The sequence below is a fragment of the Mycobacterium asiaticum DSM 44297 genome, from assembly GCF_000613245.1.
In the GTDB taxonomy this organism is placed as follows: Bacteria; Actinomycetota; Actinomycetes; order Mycobacteriales; family Mycobacteriaceae; genus Mycobacterium; species Mycobacterium asiaticum.
Genome location: NZ_HG964937.1, coordinates 607,706 through 624,980 on the forward strand (window position 1 = coordinate 607,706; position 17,275 = coordinate 624,980).

At 66.8% G+C, this 17,275-nt stretch carries 17 protein-coding genes; 11 read left to right on the forward strand and 6 right to left on the reverse strand.

Annotated elements, in window-relative coordinates; translation table 11 throughout:
* Positions 1–780 (reverse strand): SDR family NAD(P)-dependent oxidoreductase, encoded by a 780-nt coding sequence (locus tag BN972_RS13280; protein ID WP_080696836.1) that lies wholly within the window; start codon positions 778–780, stop codon positions 1–3.
* A gap of 140 nt (positions 781–920) precedes the next feature.
* Between BN972_RS13280 and BN972_RS13285 the strand changes: the two genes are divergently transcribed.
* Genes BN972_RS13285 through holA form a run of 3 tightly spaced genes read left to right on the forward strand, consistent with a single transcriptional unit; the run spans position 921 to position 4,342 of the window.
* Positions 921–1,781 (forward strand): ComEA family DNA-binding protein, encoded by an 861-nt coding sequence (locus tag BN972_RS13285; RefSeq protein ID WP_036360781.1) that lies wholly within the window; start codon positions 921–923, stop codon positions 1,779–1,781.
* 23 nt (positions 1,782–1,804) lie between these two features.
* Positions 1,805–3,346, forward strand: a complete 1,542-nt coding sequence (locus BN972_RS13290) for a ComEC/Rec2 family competence protein (RefSeq protein ID WP_051545636.1) — start codon at positions 1,805–1,807, stop codon at positions 3,344–3,346.
* A gap of 12 nt (positions 3,347–3,358) precedes the next feature.
* Positions 3,359–4,342 (forward strand): DNA polymerase III subunit delta, encoded by a 984-nt coding sequence (gene holA / locus BN972_RS13295; protein ID WP_036358546.1) that lies wholly within the window; start codon positions 3,359–3,361, stop codon positions 4,340–4,342.
* Between the two features lie 31 nt (positions 4,343–4,373).
* Here the strand turns inward: holA and rpsT are convergent, their stop codons facing one another.
* Positions 4,374–4,637, reverse strand: coding sequence for a 30S ribosomal protein S20 (rpsT, locus tag BN972_RS13300; protein WP_036358549.1), 264 nt, complete (start codon positions 4,635–4,637; stop codon positions 4,374–4,376).
* 143 nt (positions 4,638–4,780) lie between these two features.
* Between rpsT and BN972_RS13305 the strand changes: the two genes are divergently transcribed.
* The 4 genes from BN972_RS13305 to BN972_RS13320 all read left to right on the forward strand — a co-directional run bounded on the left by BN972_RS13305 (position 4,781) and on the right by BN972_RS13320 (position 8,934).
* Complete coding sequence (locus tag BN972_RS13305) at positions 4,781–6,484, forward strand: circularly permuted type 2 ATP-grasp protein (RefSeq protein WP_036358552.1); 1,704 nt, start codon at positions 4,781–4,783, stop codon at positions 6,482–6,484.
* A complete protein-coding gene (locus BN972_RS13310; protein WP_036358555.1) occupies positions 6,484–7,470 on the forward strand; it encodes an alpha-E domain-containing protein in 987 nt (328 codons plus the stop codon). Before BN972_RS13305 ends, BN972_RS13310 begins: the two co-directional genes overlap by 1 nt.
* On the forward strand, positions 7,470–8,309 hold the full coding sequence (locus BN972_RS13315) for a transglutaminase family protein (RefSeq protein ID WP_036358556.1): 840 nt from the start codon (positions 7,470–7,472) through the stop codon (positions 8,307–8,309). The genes BN972_RS13310 and BN972_RS13315 overlap by 1 nt, the downstream gene beginning before the upstream one ends.
* 268 nt (positions 8,310–8,577) lie before the next feature.
* Positions 8,578–8,934: a hypothetical protein gene (locus tag BN972_RS13320; RefSeq protein WP_036360786.1), complete on the forward strand. Its 357-nt coding sequence runs from the start codon at positions 8,578–8,580 to the stop codon at positions 8,932–8,934.
* Between the two features lie 60 nt (positions 8,935–8,994).
* On the opposite strand, the gene BN972_RS13325 is transcribed toward BN972_RS13320, so the two are convergent.
* Complete coding sequence (locus BN972_RS13325) at positions 8,995–9,345, reverse strand: PE family protein (RefSeq protein WP_036360788.1); 351 nt, start codon at positions 9,343–9,345, stop codon at positions 8,995–8,997.
* 178 nt (positions 9,346–9,523) lie between these two features.
* On the reverse strand, positions 9,524–10,366 hold the full coding sequence (locus BN972_RS13330) for a ribonuclease Z (RefSeq protein ID WP_036358559.1): 843 nt from the start codon (positions 10,364–10,366) through the stop codon (positions 9,524–9,526).
* A 211-nt stretch (positions 10,367–10,577) separates the two neighbouring features.
* Here BN972_RS13330 and BN972_RS13335 point away from each other — a divergent pair, with 211 nt between their 5' ends.
* Complete coding sequence (locus BN972_RS13335) at positions 10,578–11,006, forward strand: CBS domain-containing protein (protein ID WP_036358562.1); 429 nt, start codon at positions 10,578–10,580, stop codon at positions 11,004–11,006.
* A 111-nt stretch (positions 11,007–11,117) separates the two neighbouring features.
* On the opposite strand, the gene BN972_RS13340 is transcribed toward BN972_RS13335, so the two are convergent.
* Positions 11,118–11,729 (reverse strand): type II toxin-antitoxin system PemK/MazF family toxin, encoded by a 612-nt coding sequence (locus tag BN972_RS13340; RefSeq protein ID WP_036360790.1) that lies wholly within the window; start codon positions 11,727–11,729, stop codon positions 11,118–11,120.
* 105 nt (positions 11,730–11,834) lie between these two features.
* Here BN972_RS13340 and lepA point away from each other — a divergent pair, with 105 nt between their 5' ends.
* Genes lepA through BN972_RS13355 form a run of 3 tightly spaced genes read left to right on the forward strand, consistent with a single transcriptional unit; the run spans position 11,835 to position 15,193 of the window.
* Complete coding sequence (gene lepA, locus BN972_RS13345; protein ID WP_080696837.1) at positions 11,835–13,682, forward strand: translation elongation factor 4; 1,848 nt, start codon at positions 11,835–11,837, stop codon at positions 13,680–13,682.
* 2 nt (positions 13,683–13,684) lie between these two features.
* Positions 13,685–14,422: a sensor domain-containing protein gene (locus BN972_RS13350; protein WP_036358568.1), complete on the forward strand. Its 738-nt coding sequence runs from the start codon at positions 13,685–13,687 to the stop codon at positions 14,420–14,422.
* A 21-nt stretch (positions 14,423–14,443) separates the two neighbouring features.
* Positions 14,444–15,193: a sensor domain-containing protein gene (locus tag BN972_RS13355; protein ID WP_036358571.1), complete on the forward strand. Its 750-nt coding sequence runs from the start codon at positions 14,444–14,446 to the stop codon at positions 15,191–15,193.
* Positions 15,194–15,195: 2 nt separating this feature from the next.
* Here the strand turns inward: BN972_RS13355 and BN972_RS13360 are convergent, their stop codons facing one another.
* Entirely contained in the window at positions 15,196–17,256 is a 2,061-nt protein-coding gene (locus BN972_RS13360) for a glycoside hydrolase family 15 protein (protein ID WP_099051080.1), read from the reverse strand.
* Positions 17,257–17,275: the final 19 nt, after the last annotated feature.

Consider the following 17,275-nt stretch of genomic DNA (forward strand, 5'->3'; position numbering starts at 1 on the left):
TCAGTTGCCGACCGGGGTGGACATCACCCGGTTGGCAGCGGCCTTCACCGAGTCCGGCAGTAGCCGGTTTCCGATGCCCATGGCCTTGGTCATCAGGGATTCCGCGACGACCTTGCGATCACCGCGCATCAGGGCGTCAAAGCCCTGCTGGGCGACCTCGGCGGGGTCGTCCTTGCTGTTCATTCGCCCCATGCGGGAGTTCGCCAGGCCGGCGCGCCGGAAAAAGTTAGTGTCGGTGGGCCCCGGCATCAGTGCCGTGACGGTGACATCGGTATCACGCAACTCGTCGTGCAGCGCCTCGGAGAGCGACTGGATGAACGACTTGGACGCGTTATAGACCGCCTGGTAGGAACCGGGCATCGTGGACGCGATGGACGAGGTGAACAACAGCTTGCCGCTGTTGCGCTGCGCCATGTCCGTCAGGATCAGCTTGGCCAGATGCACGGTGGACCGCACGTTCAGGTCGATCAGGGACAAGGTGTCGTCCAGGGTGCTGTCGAGGAATGACCCGCCGAGGCCCACGCCGGCATTGAGCGCCGCCGCATCCAGCGGCTGACCGATTCCGATGACTTGCTGATACAGCTTTTCCACGCCTTTGCCGGTGCGCAGGTCGGCACGGACCGGACGGACATCTACCCCTGAACGCCCGAGTTCGTTGGCTGCGCTTTGAATACCGGCATCCTCGGCGGAAACCACCAAGTCGTAACCGTCTTCGGCGAACCGCTTGGCAAGCTCCAAGCCGATCCCGCTTGATGCACCAGTTATCAAAGCCAGACTCATGGCGTCCGGCTACCCCGGCGATGCGCCGCCAAACCTGCTCGGTCACCGCCATTTACACAGAGCCGGATCTATCCACAGCTGCGGTGGTACGGCGCCTTCGGCGGGCTGTCGTGGCGGTGGCCGCGCATACCGTCACCGTCATGCGAACCGAACTGCCAGCGCAGCGACTCCACCGGCGGCTGGGCGCCGATCCGGATCCGGCCAACAAAGCCGCAGAGACCAGCACCACCGAAAGTCATGAAGATGATCAGGATGACCCGAATTCGCTGCTACCGCGCTGGCTTCCCGACGGCGCGGCCCAGCAGGGCTGGCTGGCCAGACTGCGGGCGGACCCGGGTCGCACCGGTGCTATCGCGCTGGCGGTGATTGCCGCACTCGCGGTGCTCATCACCGTCTACACGCTGGTCGGCGACCGGCCCGCACCGGTTACCTCGGCCAAACTGCTACCGGTAGAACGTGTTTCGGCCACCGGCGCGCGGTCCTCGACAACCGCGGTGGCTGGCTCGGAGGGCCCGGTAGTGGTCAGCGTCGTCGGATTGGTACGAAAGCCCGGACTGGTGACGCTGGCACCGGGTGCGCGAATCGCCGACGCGCTGGGGGCCGCCGGCGGCGCGCTAGACGGCGCCGACACCATCGGCCTCAACATGGCCCGCCCCGTTGCAGACGGCGAACAAATCGTGGTCGGGTTGGCGCCACCGTCGGGCAAGCCGACGGTGTTGGGTAGTTCGGTCAGCACGGGCAGTCCCGCCGGTCCGGCGCCCTCGAGCGCACCGGCCACCTCGGGTAAGCCGAGGAGCGGACCCAAGCCGGAGGCGCTGGACCTGAACTCGGCCACCGTCGAGCAACTGGACGCCTTGCCGGGAGTCGGACCGGTTACCGCCGCCGCGATCGTGGCGTGGCGCCAGGCCAACGGCAGGTTCACCACCGTCGACCAGCTGGCCGAGGTCGAGGGCATCGGCCCGGCTCGGCTCGACAAGCTCCGTGCCCTGGTTCGTGTCTGACCCCTGTGCACCAGCCCCTGGACGTGCGGCTGGTCCCGGCCGCGGTGACCAGCTGGACCGTGACGGCCGCTGGGACGATCTGGCGGATCGGGGGTGTAGCCGCCGGGTGCGGCGCTGTGCTCGCCACCGTGGCGGCGGCGCTGTGGTGGCGCTGCTCGACCGAGTCCCGACGCGGCCGGGCGGCGGCAGCGCTCGGGGCCGGCCTGACAGCGGTCGGCGTGGTGGGGGCGGGATATGGGCTCGCCATCGCGATGCGCACCGACGCGGTCGTTCGCCACCCGATCACCGCGGCGTTCGGCAGCCGAGTGCCGGTGACCGTCGCCCCCAGCGAAAGTCCACTACCGCTAGGGCGCGGGCGGTTGATGTTCCGAGCCAGCCTGCTGCGGTTAGGCGATGACGAAATATCCGGCCGGGTAACCGTTTTCGCGCGGGATTTGGATTTTGCTGACGACCTTGACGCGATGATGGTCGGCCGGCCGATGCGGTTCAGCGCCCGCATCACCCGGCCCACCCGTCACGACCTGACGGTCGCGGTGCTGACCGCGGATGGCCGGCCGGAACTGGGGCGTGCCGGGCCGGTCCAGCGGGCGGCCCACGCGGTCCGCGGCCGGTTCACTGCCGCCGTGCGCGGGGTGTTGCCCGCCGACCAGGCCGCAATGCTGCCCGCGCTGGTGCTCGGAGATACCACAGAGATCGGCAGGACCACGCGGGACGAATTCCGGACCGTGGGAATGACACACCTGATGGCGGTCTCGGGTGCCAACGTCAGCATCGTGTGCGCGGCAATGCTGTTGTCGGCCACGCTGATCGGCCCGCGAGCCGCAGCGGCGCTGGCCGGACTGGCCCTGGTCGCCTTCGTCATCGTGGTGCAGCCGTCGGCCAGCGTGTTACGGGCGGCCGTGATGGGAGCCATCGCGCTGGCGGCGATGTGGTCGTCGCGGCCCCGGCAGGCGATTCCGGCGTTGTCGACGACGGTGCTGGTCCTGCTGGCGGTGGCACCGCAGCTGGCCGTCGACGTGGGCTTCGCGCTGTCGGTGATCGCAACCGCGGCGCTGGTTGTCGTCGCCCCGCCTTGGTCGCGCCGCCTGGTCGGCCGGGGCTGGCCCAAGCCGCTGGCCGACGCGGTCGCGGTCGCGGCGGCGGCGCAACTGGTGACCGCGCCGCTGGTGGCGGCGATTTCCGGCCGGTTCAGCCTGGTGGCCGTGGCCGCCAATCTGGTAGCAGCGCCCGTGATCGCCGCGATCACCGTGCTCGGCAGCGCGGCGGCCGCGCTGGCCGTGCCGTGGCCGGCTGGCGCGCAGCTGTTGATCCGGTTCACCGGGCCCGAGGTCTGGTGGGTGCTGCGCGTCGCGCACTGGGCGGCCAAAGTCCCGGGGGCCAGCGTGCCGGTGCCCTCGGGGGTCGCAGGTCTGGTGCTGGTTGCGGGCAGCACGGTGCTGATCGTCGTGTTGTGGCGGTGGCGACGGTTTCGGCTGACCTTGACCTGGAGCGCCGCGGTGGCCGCAGGTTGTCAGCTGGCCTGGTCGGTCGCCGCCATCGGGTCGAGCGCCGTCAGACCGCCATGACACCATCGTGGAGTGAGCGAGGTTTCGCCGTTGCACCTGGTGCTGGGGGAAGAAGAACTGCTGATCGAGCGGGCCGTCGCGCAGGTCCTGCGGTCGGCCCGGCAGCGCGTCGGCGCCGGGCCCGCCGCCGAATCCGGAATTGCGGACGTCCCGGTCAACCGGATGCGTGCCGGTGATGTCAGCACCTACGAACTCGCCGAACTGCTGAGCCCGTCGCTGTTCGCCGAGGAACGGATCGTGGTGCTGGAAGCTGCGGGCGAGGCGGGCAAAGACGCTGCCGAGCTGGTCGCCACGGCGGCCGCGGACCTGCCGGCCGGCACGGTGCTGGTGGTGGTGCACTCCGGTGGCGGCCGGGCCAAGGCGCTGGCCGCTGAGCTGCGGTCGCTGGGCGCCCAGGTACACCCCTGCGCACGCATCACCAAGCCCAGCGAGCGCGTCGACTTCGTCCGCAAGGAGTTCCGATCGCTGAAGGTCAGGGTCGACGAGGACACCGTCACCGCCCTGCTGGACGCCGTCGGCTCCGACATCCGCGAGCTGGCCTCGGCCTGCTCGCAGCTGGTCGCGGACACCGGGGGCGACGTCGACGCCGCCGCGGTGCGGCGCTACCACAGCGGCAAAGCCGAGGTGAAGGGCTTCGACATCGCCGACAAGGCCGTGACCGGGGATGTCGCCGGCGCCGCGGAGGCGCTGCGGTGGGCGATGATGCGGGGCGAACCGCTCGTTGTGCTGGCCGACGCCCTGGCCGAGGCCATCCACACGATCGGATTGGTGATGTCGCAGTCCGGAGATCCCTACCGGATGGCTGGGCAGCTGAAAATGCCGCCATGGCGGGTGCAGAAAGCGCAGAAGCAGGCTCGGCGCTGGTCACGCGACCGGTTGGCGACCGCCATGCGGCTGGTCGCCACACTCAACGCGAACGTGAAGGGCGCCGTGGCGGACGCCGATTATGCCCTGGAATCCGCAGTGCGACAGGTGGCGGAGTTGGCCCGGGACTGAACGCGCTCGACAAGCCCAAGAAAGCCTTAAATCAGCCGAGCTTGTTCAGCGATCGCGCCAGCGCTGATTTCTTGTTGGCGGCCTGGTTCTTGTGGATCACGCCTTTGCTTGCCGCCTTGTCCAGCTTGCGGCTGGTCGACACGAGCAGCTCGGCCGCCTTGTCCTTCTCGCCGGCGTGCGCGGCTTCCCGGAACGCGCGAATAGCCGTGCGGAGCGAAGACTTCACCGACTTGTTGCGCAGGCGGGCGCGCTCGTTAGTGCGGTTGCGCTTCTGCTGCGACTTGATGTTGGCCACGCGTGTCGTTCCTTTAATCCGTTTCGATTTGGCTTTGCCCGGGGTACCTGCAACCCGATAGCGACTGCCCAGGTTATCAGTCGGTTACGTTTTCGCCCAAAAGAGGAATTCTGGGTCTGCCCGAATGGGGGAATTGAGGCAGCATGACACAGGTGAGTCTTTCGAACGAGATCGAAGCGTCCGCGCGGCGGTCTGGCGTCCGCACCGAGCGGATCTTCGAGGGATACAACACCTCAGATGCGTACTCCCAGGCCTTCGACGAGATGTTCGACGCTCAGGGCAACGTGCGTGGACCCTACAAGGGCATTTACGCCGAGCTGGCACCCACGGACGCCTCGGAGCTCAAGGCCCGGGCCGAGGCGTTGGGCCGCGCCTTCATCGACCAGGGCATCACGTTCTCCCTGTCCGGTCAGGAGCGGCCCTTTCCGCTGGACCTGGTGCCGCGGGTAATCTCCGCGGCCGAGTGGACCCGGCTGGAGCGTGGCATCACTCAGCGCGTCAAGGCCCTCGAGATGTATCTCGACGACATCTACGGCGACCAAGAAATCCTGCGCGACGGAGTGATCCCTCGGCGGCTCATCACCTCCTGTGAACATTTCCATCGGGAAGCCGTCGGCATCGTGCCGCCCAACGGCGTCCGCATCCACGTCGCCGGGATCGACCTGATCCGCGATGACCGCGGCGACTTCCGGGTGTTGGAGGACAACCTGCGCTCGCCGTCGGGTGTGTCCTACGTCATGGAGAACCGGCGCACCATGGCCCGTGTTTTCCCGAACCTGTTCGCCACCCACCGGGTCCGCACGGTGGACGACTACTCCTCGCACCTGCTGCGCGCGCTGCGCAACTCCGCGGCCACCAACGAAGCCGACCCGACGGTGGTGGTCCTGACCCCGGGCGTCTACAACTCGGCCTACTTCGAGCACTCGCTGCTGGCCCGGCAAATGGGCGTCGAGCTGGTCGAGGGCCGCGACCTGTTCTGCCGCGACAACCAGGTCTACATGCGGACGACCGAGGGGGAGCGTCAGGTCGACGTCATCTACCGGCGCATCGACGACGCGTTCCTGGACCCGCTGCAATTCCGGGCCGACTCGGTGCTCGGTGTGGCCGGCCTGGTCAACGCCGCCCGGGCGGGCAACGTCGTCATTTCGAGCTCTATCGGCAACGGCGTCGGCGACGACAAACTCGTGTACACCTACGTGCCCACCATCATCGAGTACTACCTCGGCGAGAAACCGCTGCTGGCCAATGTCGACACTTATCGGTGCTGGCTCGACGACGAACGCGAAGAGGTGCTGGACCGCATCAACGAGCTGGTGATCAAGCCGGTCGAGGGCTCCGGCGGCTACGGCATCGTGTTCGGCCCGGAAGCCTCCGACAAGGAGCTCGCCGCGATCAGCAAGAAGATCCGCGACGACCCGCGGGCCTGGATCGCCCAGCCGATGATGGAGCTGTCGACCGTGCCCACCCGCATCGGTGACTCGCTGGCGCAGCGCTACGTCGACCTGCGCCCGTTCGCTGTCAACGACGGAAACGACGTATGGGTGCTGCCCGGCGGGCTGACCCGGGTGGCGCTGGTGGAGGGCTCCCGGGTGGTCAACTCCAGCCAGGGCGGCGGTTCCAAGGACACCTGGGTGCTGGCGCCGCGCGCTTCGGTGCTCGACCGCGAACTGGGGCGTGCCGAGGTGGTGCGTTCGCTGCCTCGCGCGGTGCCCGAGCAGAATTCCGACGATGCCCGGCCCACACCGGTCGCCCCGGCGCAGGGGCGCCAGAGCCAGAGTCAGAGCCGAACCGAGGAACCCCAGCAGGAACAGGAAGAGCAACAGCAACAGCAGAAGGCGGCCGACTGATGCTGGCGCGCAACGCCGAAGCGCTGTACTGGATCGGGCGCTACGTCGAGCGGGCCGACGACACGGCGCGCATCCTGGACGTCGCGGTCCACCAATTGCTGGAGGACTCCAGCGTCGATCCCGACCAGGCCTCCCGGCTACTGCTGCAGGTCCTCGGCATTGAGCCCCCCGAGCATCAACTCGATGTGTGGTCGCTGACCGATCTGGTGGCGTTCAGCGCCAACAGTGACGGGGGTTCGTCGATCGTAGACGCGATCTCCGCGGCGAGGGAGAACGCGCGGTCGGCGAGGGAAGTCACCTCCAGCGAGACGTGGGAGTGCATCAACACCACCTACCACGCCCTACCAGAACGCGAGCGCGCCGCCAAACGTCTTGGGCCGCACGAGTTTCTGTCGTTCATAGAAGGTCGCGCTGCAATGTTCGCGGGTCTGGCGGACTCGACGCTGTCCCGCGACGACGGCTATCGCTTCATGGTGCTGGGCCGCGCGATCGAGCGGGTCGACATGACGGTGCGCCTGCTGTTGTCCCGGGTGGGAGACAGCGCGTCGTCCCCGGCCTGGGTCACTCTGCTGCGTTCCGCCGGTGCGCACGACACGTATCTACGGACCTACCGCGGCGTGCTCGATGCCGGCCGGGTCGTCGAATTCATGCTGCTGGACCGGCTTTTCCCGCGATCGGTGTTCTATTCGCTGCGGCTGGCCGAACACAATCTCGAAGAGTTGCTGCACAACCCGCACAGCCGCATCGGCGCCACCACCGAAGCCCAGCGACTGCTCGGGCAGGCACGCAGTGAGCTGGAATTCGTTCAGCCCGGAGTGCTGCTCGAGTCGTTGGACAGCAGGTTGGCGAGCTTGCAGAGAACTTGCCGGGATGTCGGAGACGCGTTGGCGTTGCAGTACTTTCACGCCGCGCCCTGGGTGGCATGGACGGATGCCCGGCAGCGCGCGGTACTGGCCGACACCGTCGATACTCAAGGAGAATCCTGATGTGGCGGATGCGGGTGGTGCACACCACCGGGTATGCCTACCGGTCGCCGGTGACCGCGTCCTACAACGAGGCTCGGCTGACTCCGCGGTCCAACACACGCCAGAACGTCATCCTCAACCGGGTCGAGACCATCCCGGCCACCCGGTCCTACCGCTACATCGACTATTGGGGGACCGCGGTCACGGCATTCGACCTGCACGCGCCGCATACCGAACTCACCGTGACGTCCTCGTCGGTGGTCGAGACCGAGCGACCGGAACCGCCGGCCGCCAAAACCAGTTGGGAAGAGCTGCAGTCCATCGCCGTCATCGACCGCTTCGACGAGGTGCTTCGACCCACCAATTACACCCCGACCAGCAAACGCGTTGCGGCCGTGGGCAAAAGGATAATGAAGAATTACGAACCCGGGGAAGCCATCGTCCCGGCGGCCCGCTGGGCCCGCAGCGAACTGGACTATCTGCCCGGTACCACCGGGGTGCATTCGTCCGGCCTCGACGCGCTGGAAAAGGGCAAGGGCGTGTGCCAAGACTTCGCGCATCTGACCCTTATTTTGTTGCGTAGCATGGGGATTCCGGGCCGATACGTGTCCGGCTACCTGCACCCGACCGCCGACGCCGAGGTGGGTAAGACCGTCGCGGGCCGCAGTCACGCCTGGATACAGGCGTGGGCCGGCGGCTGGGTCAATTACGACCCCACCAACGACACCGAGATCACCGAGCAATACATCAGCGTCGGCGTCGGCCGCGACTATGCCGACGTGTCGCCGTTGAAGGGCATCTACTCCGGGCTGGGCGCCACCGATCTCGATGTGGACGTGGAAATCACCCGCCTGGCGTAGTGCTGCCGCCGCACCAAGTCGGCCCGGGCGCGGGCCAATGCTGCGGCATTTTGGGTAATGCGGCCAGATAAAGCTCCGATAGCGGTCTGAACTGGGGAAACTTCGTGCAATGCCGTCCCTGGAAAGTTGCTGTGAGAAACCTGGGTGATTTGCGTTTCGGGCTCTTTGCCGCGGGCAATCCAAGACTTCACGGGGGTCGTCCCCAAGCCCGGCAGGGCGGGGCCTAATTGAACAACTGTGAATCCCAATGACCACGAGGAGTTATCCAATGGACTTGAAGAGATTTTTCGCTAGCGCAGCCATGGCAGGCGCACTCGGATCCGCCGCCCTCGGCATCGGGGCGGGCATGGCGCAGGGGGACCCCGGACCTAACATCCCCGGCCCCGGCCCCGGCTGTCTAGGCGGGCCGGGCGTCAATTGCAACGGCCCTGGCACGCCGCTGCCTCCGGGGCAACGCGGCTTCCCGCCTCCTGGCCACTACAACGACCCGATCGGCTACGGTCTGCCGCCCACCTGGATGCCGCCCGGACAGCCCATCGCCTACCCGGTGCAGTTCAATGCGAGTGTGAACGCGTGGGGTGTCTTCCTGCCGAGCGGTGAGTTCGTCGTTTACGCGGCGACGTAACCAGGCACAACGAGACAGCCGCCGCCAATTCTGGCGGCGGCTGTTCGTCTGTGAGGCCGGTCAGGGGCCGCCGAGCAGATCTCGGGCCGCGCCGTTGAGGGCACCCAGCCCGCTTTTCAGTGCGGCTGCGCCCACCGCCTCCGCGTTCGCATAAGCGTTGCCGCCGGAGGCTACGGCCCGCACGAACTGGTCGTGGAACGTCGCCATCTGCGCGCTGATGTCCTGATATGTCTGAGCGTGTGCGCTGTAGAGCTGTGCGACCAGCGCCGAGACGGCGTCGGCGGCCGGAGCCGGTATTGCGGTCGTCGGGGCGGCCGCGTTAGCGCTGGATTCGGCGATGGTGGAGCCGATGCCGGCCAGGTTCCTCGCCGCAGCGGCTATCGCCTCTGGGCCTGCGACGAACCACGACATCCCGCACCTCTAATCAAGAACGGCAGGAGCGGATCGTACCGCGATTTGTGCCCGAAAACTGCGTTTCGTCCGCTTTTGCCTGCCTGCGCCGGTACGAGTCTAACGGCACTGCGGTGCGGTCACCGACACGATCTCCCGCCCAGCGGGCCCGAGGGTCCCCAGGCGCCCTTCTCAAGGATTACTGCCGCCGCTGTACCTCCACCCGGTGCAGATCGTCGCCCAGTTCGACGCGCCCGCCGAATTCGGTGGCGGCCAGCGCCCGCCACTGCTTTTCCTGACCGGGGGCGATGGCTGGTACGTAATGGGTCAGGATCAGGGTCGCGACGCCGGCGCGTTCCGCGGTCGCGGCCGCCTCCTGGACCGAGGAGTGGTAGTCGCAGACGTCCTTGATCCGCTGTTGCGGGGCGTGGCTGAGCACGTCCTTGCGAATCGCCGTGTGCACCAATGCGTCTGCGCCCGTAGTCAATTCGTCCAGGCTGGGGCATGGCACCGTGTCACCCGCCAGTACCACGGCAGCGCCCTCGGATTCAATCCGGAATCCGATCGTCGGGGCCACTGGGCGGTGGTCGGTGGGGCCGACCCGGATCGTCACGCCGCCGCGGTCCCACACCGTGCCCTCGGTGTACTCGCGCACTTCCACCGGAGGCGGGGCGTTGAGGTCCGCATGGTGGGCGATGCGGTAGCCGATGTCGTGGCCGAACGCCTTGAGCGTCGCTTCGACCACCTCGGCCGTGCCGGGCGGCCCGATGATCTGTAACGGCTGAGGTACCGGCGTGAAATTGCTCACCCAAGCGGTGATCAGCACGTCACCGAGATCGGCGATGTGGTCGCTGTGCAGGTGGGTCAGCAGCAGCGCCGACAGATTGGCCGCCCCCACACCAACGGCGGCGGCGCGCTGCAGCACCCCCCGCCCGCAATCCACCAAGAACACTTGGCCCCCCGCGCGGACCAAGGTCGACGGGCCGGCGCGATTCGGGTCGGGGATCGGGCTTCCGGTTCCGAGCAGGGTGACCTCCATCATGGCCACATATTTATCAAGCGCGCTCGTCGCGCATCACCCGTTTGACGCGAACCCGGGTCGATTTCATGACCGTGTCGGCGCCGTCAAGCGAACATGACGGTTTGGCGGCGACGCGGCCGTGGGTCGGATGTGCGCTTTTGCACCGCCCGACTTAGCCGTAGCCTGGTGTGAAACCGATCACTATGAAGTTCCCCAGGGACGGGAGGCCTAGATGCGGATCGCGGACGTCTTGCGAAACAAGGGTGCGGCGGTGACGACGATCAACCCCGACGCGACGGTCCGGGAACTGCTGGCGGGTCTGGCCGAACAGAACATCGGCGCCATGGTGGTGGTAGGCGACGACGGCGTGGTGGGCATCGTGTCCGAGCGCGACGTCGTGCGGCAACTGCACGTCCACGGGGCCAGCGTGCTGTCCCGCCCGGTCGCCAAGATCATGACCAAAGCCGTGACCACCTGTACGAAGTCCGACACGGTGGACAGCGTCAGCGTGCTGATGACCCAGAACAGGGTGCGGCACGTGCCGGTGCTCGACGGCCGCAAGCTGATCGGCATCGTCAGCATCGGTGATGTGGTGAAGACCCGCATGGGCGAACTGGAAGCCGAGCAGCAGCAGCTGCAGTCCTACATCACGCAGGGATAACTAGCGCCAGGCGTACTGCGCGTCCGGGCTTATGCAGCTGCGCGAGCCGAACTTGGCTGCGAAATCCGCAGCGGAAAACGACAGCCAGGTTCGGCTGGCGGAGAAAGTGCACTAGCGCCAGGCGTATTGGGCGCGTAGCCGGGCGGCCACCAGGTCGAAGGTCTCCCGATCCAGGATCGCGCCCTCGCGGCGGATGCTTTCCTCGGGCACGTCGAGCACCCGGTCCAGCCGCACCCAGCTCTCTCTGCCCTCGTAGTCCCAGTCGCCGGAGCCGATCTTGACCCAGTCCCGGTCGTCGTCGCGGCGCTCCTGGCTGGACAACATCAGCCCGAGCAGCACGCTGCGGTCCCGGCCCACCACGAGGACCGGCCGGTCCTTGCCGCGCGTGGGATCGTCCTCGTAGACCACCCACGTCCACACGATCTCACCGGGATCCGCCCGGCCGTCGAGGTCCGGCGCGTACACCACCTTGCGGGCTCGCTGTGCGGTGGGAAAGCTGGTCTTGGTCACCGGACGGCCGGCGGTGATCTCGGCGGGAGCGGCCGGCAGCCCCATCGCCATGATGTTGGCGGTGACCTTCACGGCTTGCTGGATGGTCCGCAGCGTTTCCTGCGTGTTCTGCAGTCGCTGGACTACTTTCGGAGCCTCGTTGACGAGGTTCTCCGCGAACCGCTGAAACGTCTTCCACTGTGACTTGCCGGGCGACTTCCTGTCCGGTGCCATGTTTGCAGCATAGACGCGCAGCGAGAGCCGCTCTGAAACCACAATTGTGTTCCGGCCGTTGAGCACCGATACGCTGGGCTTACTCATCAACCGCCCGACCAGGAGATTCCCATCAGCAGTTTCGCCGACAAAACCTTCACTGCGCCGGCGCAGATTCGGAACTTCTGCATCATCGCTCACATCGACCACGGCAAGTCGACGCTGGCCGACCGCATGCTGCAGTTGACCGGGGTGGTCGACGAGCGTTCGATGCGGGCCCAGTATCTGGACCGAATGGACATCGAGCGGGAACGCGGTATCACCATCAAGGCCCAGAACGTCCGGCTGCCCTGGCAGGTCGACGGGGTGGACCATGTTTTGCACCTGATCGACACGCCTGGCCACGTCGACTTCACCTACGAGGTGTCGCGGGCGCTGGAGGCGTGTGAGGGCGCGGTGCTGCTGGTCGACGCCGCCCAGGGCATCGAGGCCCAGACGCTGGCCAATCTGTATCTGGCACTCGACCGCGACTTGCACATCATCCCGGTGCTCAACAAGATCGACCTGCCTGCTGCCGACCCGGATCGCTACGCCGGCGAGATCGCCCACATCATCGGCTGCGAGCCGAGTGATGTGCTGCGGGTGTCGGGCAAGACCGGCGAAGGCGTCGCCGACCTGCTCGACCACGTGGTGCGCGAGGTGCCGCCACCGCAGGGCGACGCCGACGCCCCCACCCGGGCCATGATCTTCGACTCCGTCTACGACATCTATCGGGGCGTGGTCACCTACGTGCGTGTGGTCGACGGCAAGATCACTCCACGCGAGCGCATCGCGATGATGTCGACGGGCGCCACCCATGAGCTGCTCGAGGTCGGCATCGTCTCGCCGGAACCGAAGGCCAGCGACGGCCTGGGCGTCGGCGAGGTGGGCTACCTCATCACCGGTGTGAAGGACGTCCGTCAGTCCAAGGTCGGCGACACCGTCACGACCGCCCGCAACGGCGCCAAAGAAGCGCTGACCGGCTACCGCGAACCCAAGCCGATGGTCTACTCGGGCCTGTACCCGGTGGACGGATCGGACTACCCGAATCTGCGCGACGCCCTGGACAAGTTGCAACTCAACGACGCGGCGCTGACCTACGAGCCGGAGACCTCGGTGGCGCTGGGCTTCGGATTCCGTTGCGGCTTCCTGGGTTTGCTGCACATGGAGATCACTCGCGAGCGCTTGGAGCGCGAGTTCGACCTGGACCTGATCTCGACCTCGCCCAACGTCGTCTACCGCGTAGAAAAAGAGGACAACAGCGAGATCATCGTGACCAATCCGTCGGACTGGCCGGAGGGCAAGATCCGCACGGTTTATGAGCCGATCGTGAAGACCACGATTATCGCGCCGAGTGAATTCATCGGCACCATAATGGAATTGAGCCAGTCACGCCGCGGCGAGCTCGGCGGCATGGACTATCTGTCGCCCGAGCGGGTGGAACTGCGCTACACCATGCCGCTGGGCGAGATCATCTTCGACTTCTTCGACTCGTTGAAGTCGCGCACACGTGGATACGCCAGCCTGGACTACGAGGAGGCCGGCGAGCAGGAGGCCCAGCTGGTCAAGGTCGACATCCTGTTGCAGGGTGAGGCCGTCGACGCGTTCAGCGCCATCGTGCATAAGGATTCGGCATTCGCCTACGGCAACAAGATGACCACCAAGCTCAAGGAGCTGATCCCGCGCCAGCAGTTCGAGGTGCCGGTGCAGGCCGCGATCGGTTCGAAAATCATTGCCCGGGAAAATATTCGCGCCATCCGCAAGGATGTGTTGTCCAAGTGCTACGGCGGTGACATCACCCGCAAGCGCAAGCTGCTGGAGAAGCAGAAAGAGGGCAAGAAGCGGATGAAAACCATTGGGCGGGTGGACGTGCCGCAGGAAGCGTTCGTCGCGGCGCTGTCCACCGAAGGTTCGGGGGACAAGGGCAAGAAGTAGCAATGCCTTTCGCGGGGACGGGCCGCTCTCGCATGATCGCGCTGTGCGCCGGGCTCCTGGTCACCGGCTGCGCCACAACCGTGGACGGCACCGCACGGTCTTCGCCGTCGCCACCGTCGATGGCGCCTGTCGTCCAGATCATGCCCACCGACGAAGAGATCCGGGCCGCGGTGGGCAACGAGCTGCAGCAGAATCCGCCGCCGCGGGTCGGCGGTATCGAGGTACTACCCGACGGGATTCGTACCAACAAGGATGCCGCACCTATTGAGTGCCTCGGCGCCGCCAGCCCGCGGATGCATATCGTGTACGAAAAGGGCCCCGTCCGAGACGTCGCCGTGCAGGATTACTGGAACTACGAGCTCGATGTGGCGGCATCGAAAGCGACGGCAGCGGCCATCAGGTTGGCGTCGGCCGCCGATGCCGAGCGGCTTTTCGCGACATTCGTCGAGCAGTGGCGGCACTGCGAAGGCACCACGCTCACCATGTTCACCTGGGACTCCAGCAAGACCCAGCTGTATCACCAGGTGACCGATGTCCAGGTGCGGGGATCGCTGCTCTCGGCCACGATCCTGAGCTGGGACAACCACCACACCCCGCAGTTCCCGGTCGAGCGTGCCGTCGGCGTCGAGTCCGGTGTCATCGTGGATGTGCAGGTCGCCGTCCGGCCGCACTTGCAAACCGGCAGTAGGGCAACCGATCTCGCAAGAGCGATGTTGCGCAAAGTGGCTGGCGCGAGTTAAGGCGAAACAGAGAGGCAATCCATGAAATCCCGCTGGCCTGCCACATTGTTGGTGGTGTCGCTGCTGACGGGCTGCACGCACGCCATCGCCGGCACCGCCCGCCCGGCGGCCGGGTTGAAGCCGAACCCGCTCACCGGCGAGGTGATCAAGGGGGTGCTGGTCGACGACGTGGTGCTGGCCAACATGCTCGGTCAACCGTTCAAGGGCGATCCCCGCCTGCCGCCGCGGTTCGGTGGTCCGGAAAAACTGCAGGCCGGGCTCGGCGACATCCAACCGCCCGAATGTGCCGGGGTTTCGACGATGACCATCAGGAGCGCCTACGAATCCGCCGACGTGAAGAACGTCGCTCGTGAAACATGGTGGAGCGCAGGGGAATCCGGCAAGGTCATCAGCGTCGCCGAGGCCGTGGTGGCGTTGCCCACCGCCGCCGACGCCGCAGCGCTGTTCGCACAGTTCACCCAGCAGTGGAACGGCTGCAATGGAAAGACCCTGACGATCTCGGGCGGCGCCCTCAATTTCAGCGACGAAATCACCGAGGTACGGGTGGACAACTCGGTGCTGGCCGCCACCGTCTACGTGCAGGCCGCGGACGCAACCGGCGGGCGTAGGCCCCAAGCCCGGGCCCTCGGACTGCGGGTGAACTGCCTGGTCGAGGTCGAGGTCGCTTTCTTCAGCGTCCAGAACTCCTCGGACCCGGGGACGGGGGACCCGCACACCAGCGCCGTCACCATCGCCCGTGCGGTGATGGACAAGATCAGCGTGCGCAGCTGACCTCAGACGGGCGCGTTGGCAGGCTGGAACGCCCCGGAACCGTCGGCCTCCTCCTCGGCGCGGATCACGTGGACCACGGCGTTGATCAGCGCCAGGTGGGTAAACGCCTGCGGGAAGTTGCCCAGGTGCCGGCCGGTCCGCGGCTCGATCTCCTCGGCGTAGAGGTGCAACGGGCTCGCGTAGGCCAGCAGTCGCTCGCACAGCCGCTTGGCGCGAGCCACCTCGCCGATCTCTACCAGCGCCGACACCAGCCAGAACGAACAGATGGTGAACGTGCCTTCCTCGCCGGACAGGCCGTCGTCGGTCTCTTCCACCCGGTACCGCAGCACCAGGCCTTCTTCGGTGAGTTCGTCGGCGATGGCCAGCACCGTGTTGCGCACCCGCGGGTCATCCGGCGGCAGGAACCGCGTCAGCACCACCAGCAGCAGTGACGCGTCCAACGCATCGCTGCCGTATCGCTGCGTGAACACCCCGCGGGAGTCCACGCCGTTCGCCAGGATGTCTTCCTTGATCTCCTCGGCGATCTTGCGCCATTGCTGGGCGTAGCTTTTCTCGCCCTGCCGCTCGGCCAGCTTGGCGCCGCGGTCCAGGGCAACCCAGCACATCACCTTCGACGAGGTGAAGTGCTGCGGCTCCCCGCGCACCTCCCAGATACCGCGGTCCGGCTCGCGCCAGTGCTTGATCGCCTCTTCGACCTGCTTCTTGAGTACCGGCCAGAGGTTCTCCGGGACCTGCTCGCGGGACCGGGCGTGCAGGTAGAACGAGTCCAGGATGGAACCCCAGATGTCGTGCTGCATCTGGTTGTAGGCGCCGTTGCCGATGCGCACAGGTCTGGCGTGGTCGTAGCCGGACAGGTGGTGCAGTTCCTCTTCGATCAGGCTGCGTTCGCCGCCGACCCCGTACATCACCTGCAGCGGGTGCCGCTCGTCGCTGTTGGCGCCCGAGACGTCGGCGATGAATGCGAAGAAGTCGTCCGCCTCGCGGTCCAGTCCGATGGTGTAAAGGCCCCACAGCGCGAAGGTGGAGTCACGGATCCAGGAGTAGCGGTAGTCCCAGTTGCGCTCGCCGCGCGGCGTCTCCGGCAGCGAGGTGGTGCTCGCGGCCAGCAGCGCGCCGGTCGGCGAGTAGGTCAACCCCTTCAGGGTGAGCGCGCTGCGCTGCAGGTAGGCGCGCCACGGGTGGTCCGGGAAGTTGCCGATGTTGATCCACTGCCGCCAACATTCGGTGGTCTGCCACATTTTGTCGGCGGCCTCTTGGTAGGTCTGCGGCGCCGGGTGTTTCGTCCAGCTCAGCGCCACAAAGATGTCGTCGCCCTCTTTCATACGGGTACGGGCGCGCGCTTCCCTGCCCTCCAGCCCGATGTTGAGATTGGTGGTCAGCCGCAAAGTCGGGTGTGCATCGGGTTGTTTGGCGGCCCGCGCGATCGCCTCGCCGTAGGCGTTGGCCGAGTACTCCCAGGTGGTGCCCACGCGGTGATAGTCGAAAGCCGGTTCGCAGCTCATCATCAGTTCGACCGTGCCGCTGACGCACCGCACCGTGCGGAGCAGGATGTGCTCGGCGTCCCAGTCCATCGGGGTGCGCCGGTGCGTGCGGGACCGGCGCTCGATGTCGTGCCAGCGACCCATGACCAGCGCGTCACGCACGATCAGCCAGCCGGTGTGCGTCTGCCAGGTGGTCTCCATGATCAGGCTGCCGGGCAGATAGCGCCGCGCCGACGGCACCGAGACGCCGTACGGCCCGATCCGGAAGTGGCCGGCGCTACGGTCCAGGATGGCGCCGAACACGCTGGGGGAATCCGGCCGCGGCACGCACAGCCACTCCACCGAGCCGGCCGGCGAGATCAGGCAGGTGGTTTCCCAGTCGGACAGGAAGGCGTAGTCGGCGATCGGGGGGAACGGGTTGCGCGAGGGCGAACTGGAAACGTAGGGCGCCAGCGAGTCGAGTTCGGCGGCCGCCGCGTCGATCGGCGCCAGCGCGGTGGTTTCTGGTATCGCGGGCAGCTCGTCGACCGAAGATGCGAGGTGGTCGTTGACTGAGTCGGCAGAGTCGGCGTGCAGGACCATCCGGACATCATCGAACGTC

Excerpts from the sequence above, each read along its gene's own strand:
- BN972_RS13280 (WP_080696836.1), bottom strand. The coding sequence starts at position 780 with ATGAGTCTGGCTTTGATAACTGGTGCATCAAGCGGGATCGGCTTGGAG.
- BN972_RS13285 (WP_036360781.1), top strand. The coding sequence starts at position 921 with ATGCGAACCGAACTGCCAGCGCAGCGACTCCACCGGCGGCTGGGCGCC.
- BN972_RS13305 (WP_036358552.1), top strand. The coding sequence starts at position 4,781 with ATGACACAGGTGAGTCTTTCGAACGAGATCGAAGCGTCCGCGCGGCGG.
- BN972_RS13310 (WP_036358555.1), top strand. The coding sequence starts at position 6,484 with ATGCTGGCGCGCAACGCCGAAGCGCTGTACTGGATCGGGCGCTACGTC.
- BN972_RS13315 (WP_036358556.1), top strand. The coding sequence starts at position 7,470 with ATGTGGCGGATGCGGGTGGTGCACACCACCGGGTATGCCTACCGGTCG.
- BN972_RS13320 (WP_036360786.1), top strand. The coding sequence starts at position 8,578 with ATGGACTTGAAGAGATTTTTCGCTAGCGCAGCCATGGCAGGCGCACTC.
- BN972_RS13325 (WP_036360788.1), bottom strand. The coding sequence starts at position 9,345 with ATGTCGTGGTTCGTCGCAGGCCCAGAGGCGATAGCCGCTGCGGCGAGG.
- BN972_RS13330 (WP_036358559.1), bottom strand. The coding sequence starts at position 10,366 with ATGATGGAGGTCACCCTGCTCGGAACCGGAAGCCCGATCCCCGACCCG.
- BN972_RS13335 (WP_036358562.1), top strand. The coding sequence starts at position 10,578 with ATGCGGATCGCGGACGTCTTGCGAAACAAGGGTGCGGCGGTGACGACG.
- BN972_RS13340 (WP_036360790.1), bottom strand. The coding sequence starts at position 11,729 with ATGGCACCGGACAGGAAGTCGCCCGGCAAGTCACAGTGGAAGACGTTT.
- BN972_RS13350 (WP_036358568.1), top strand. The coding sequence starts at position 13,685 with ATGCCTTTCGCGGGGACGGGCCGCTCTCGCATGATCGCGCTGTGCGCC.
- BN972_RS13355 (WP_036358571.1), top strand. The coding sequence starts at position 14,444 with ATGAAATCCCGCTGGCCTGCCACATTGTTGGTGGTGTCGCTGCTGACG.
- BN972_RS13360 (WP_099051080.1), bottom strand. The coding sequence starts at position 17,256 with ATGGTCCTGCACGCCGACTCTGCCGACTCAGTCAACGACCACCTCGCA.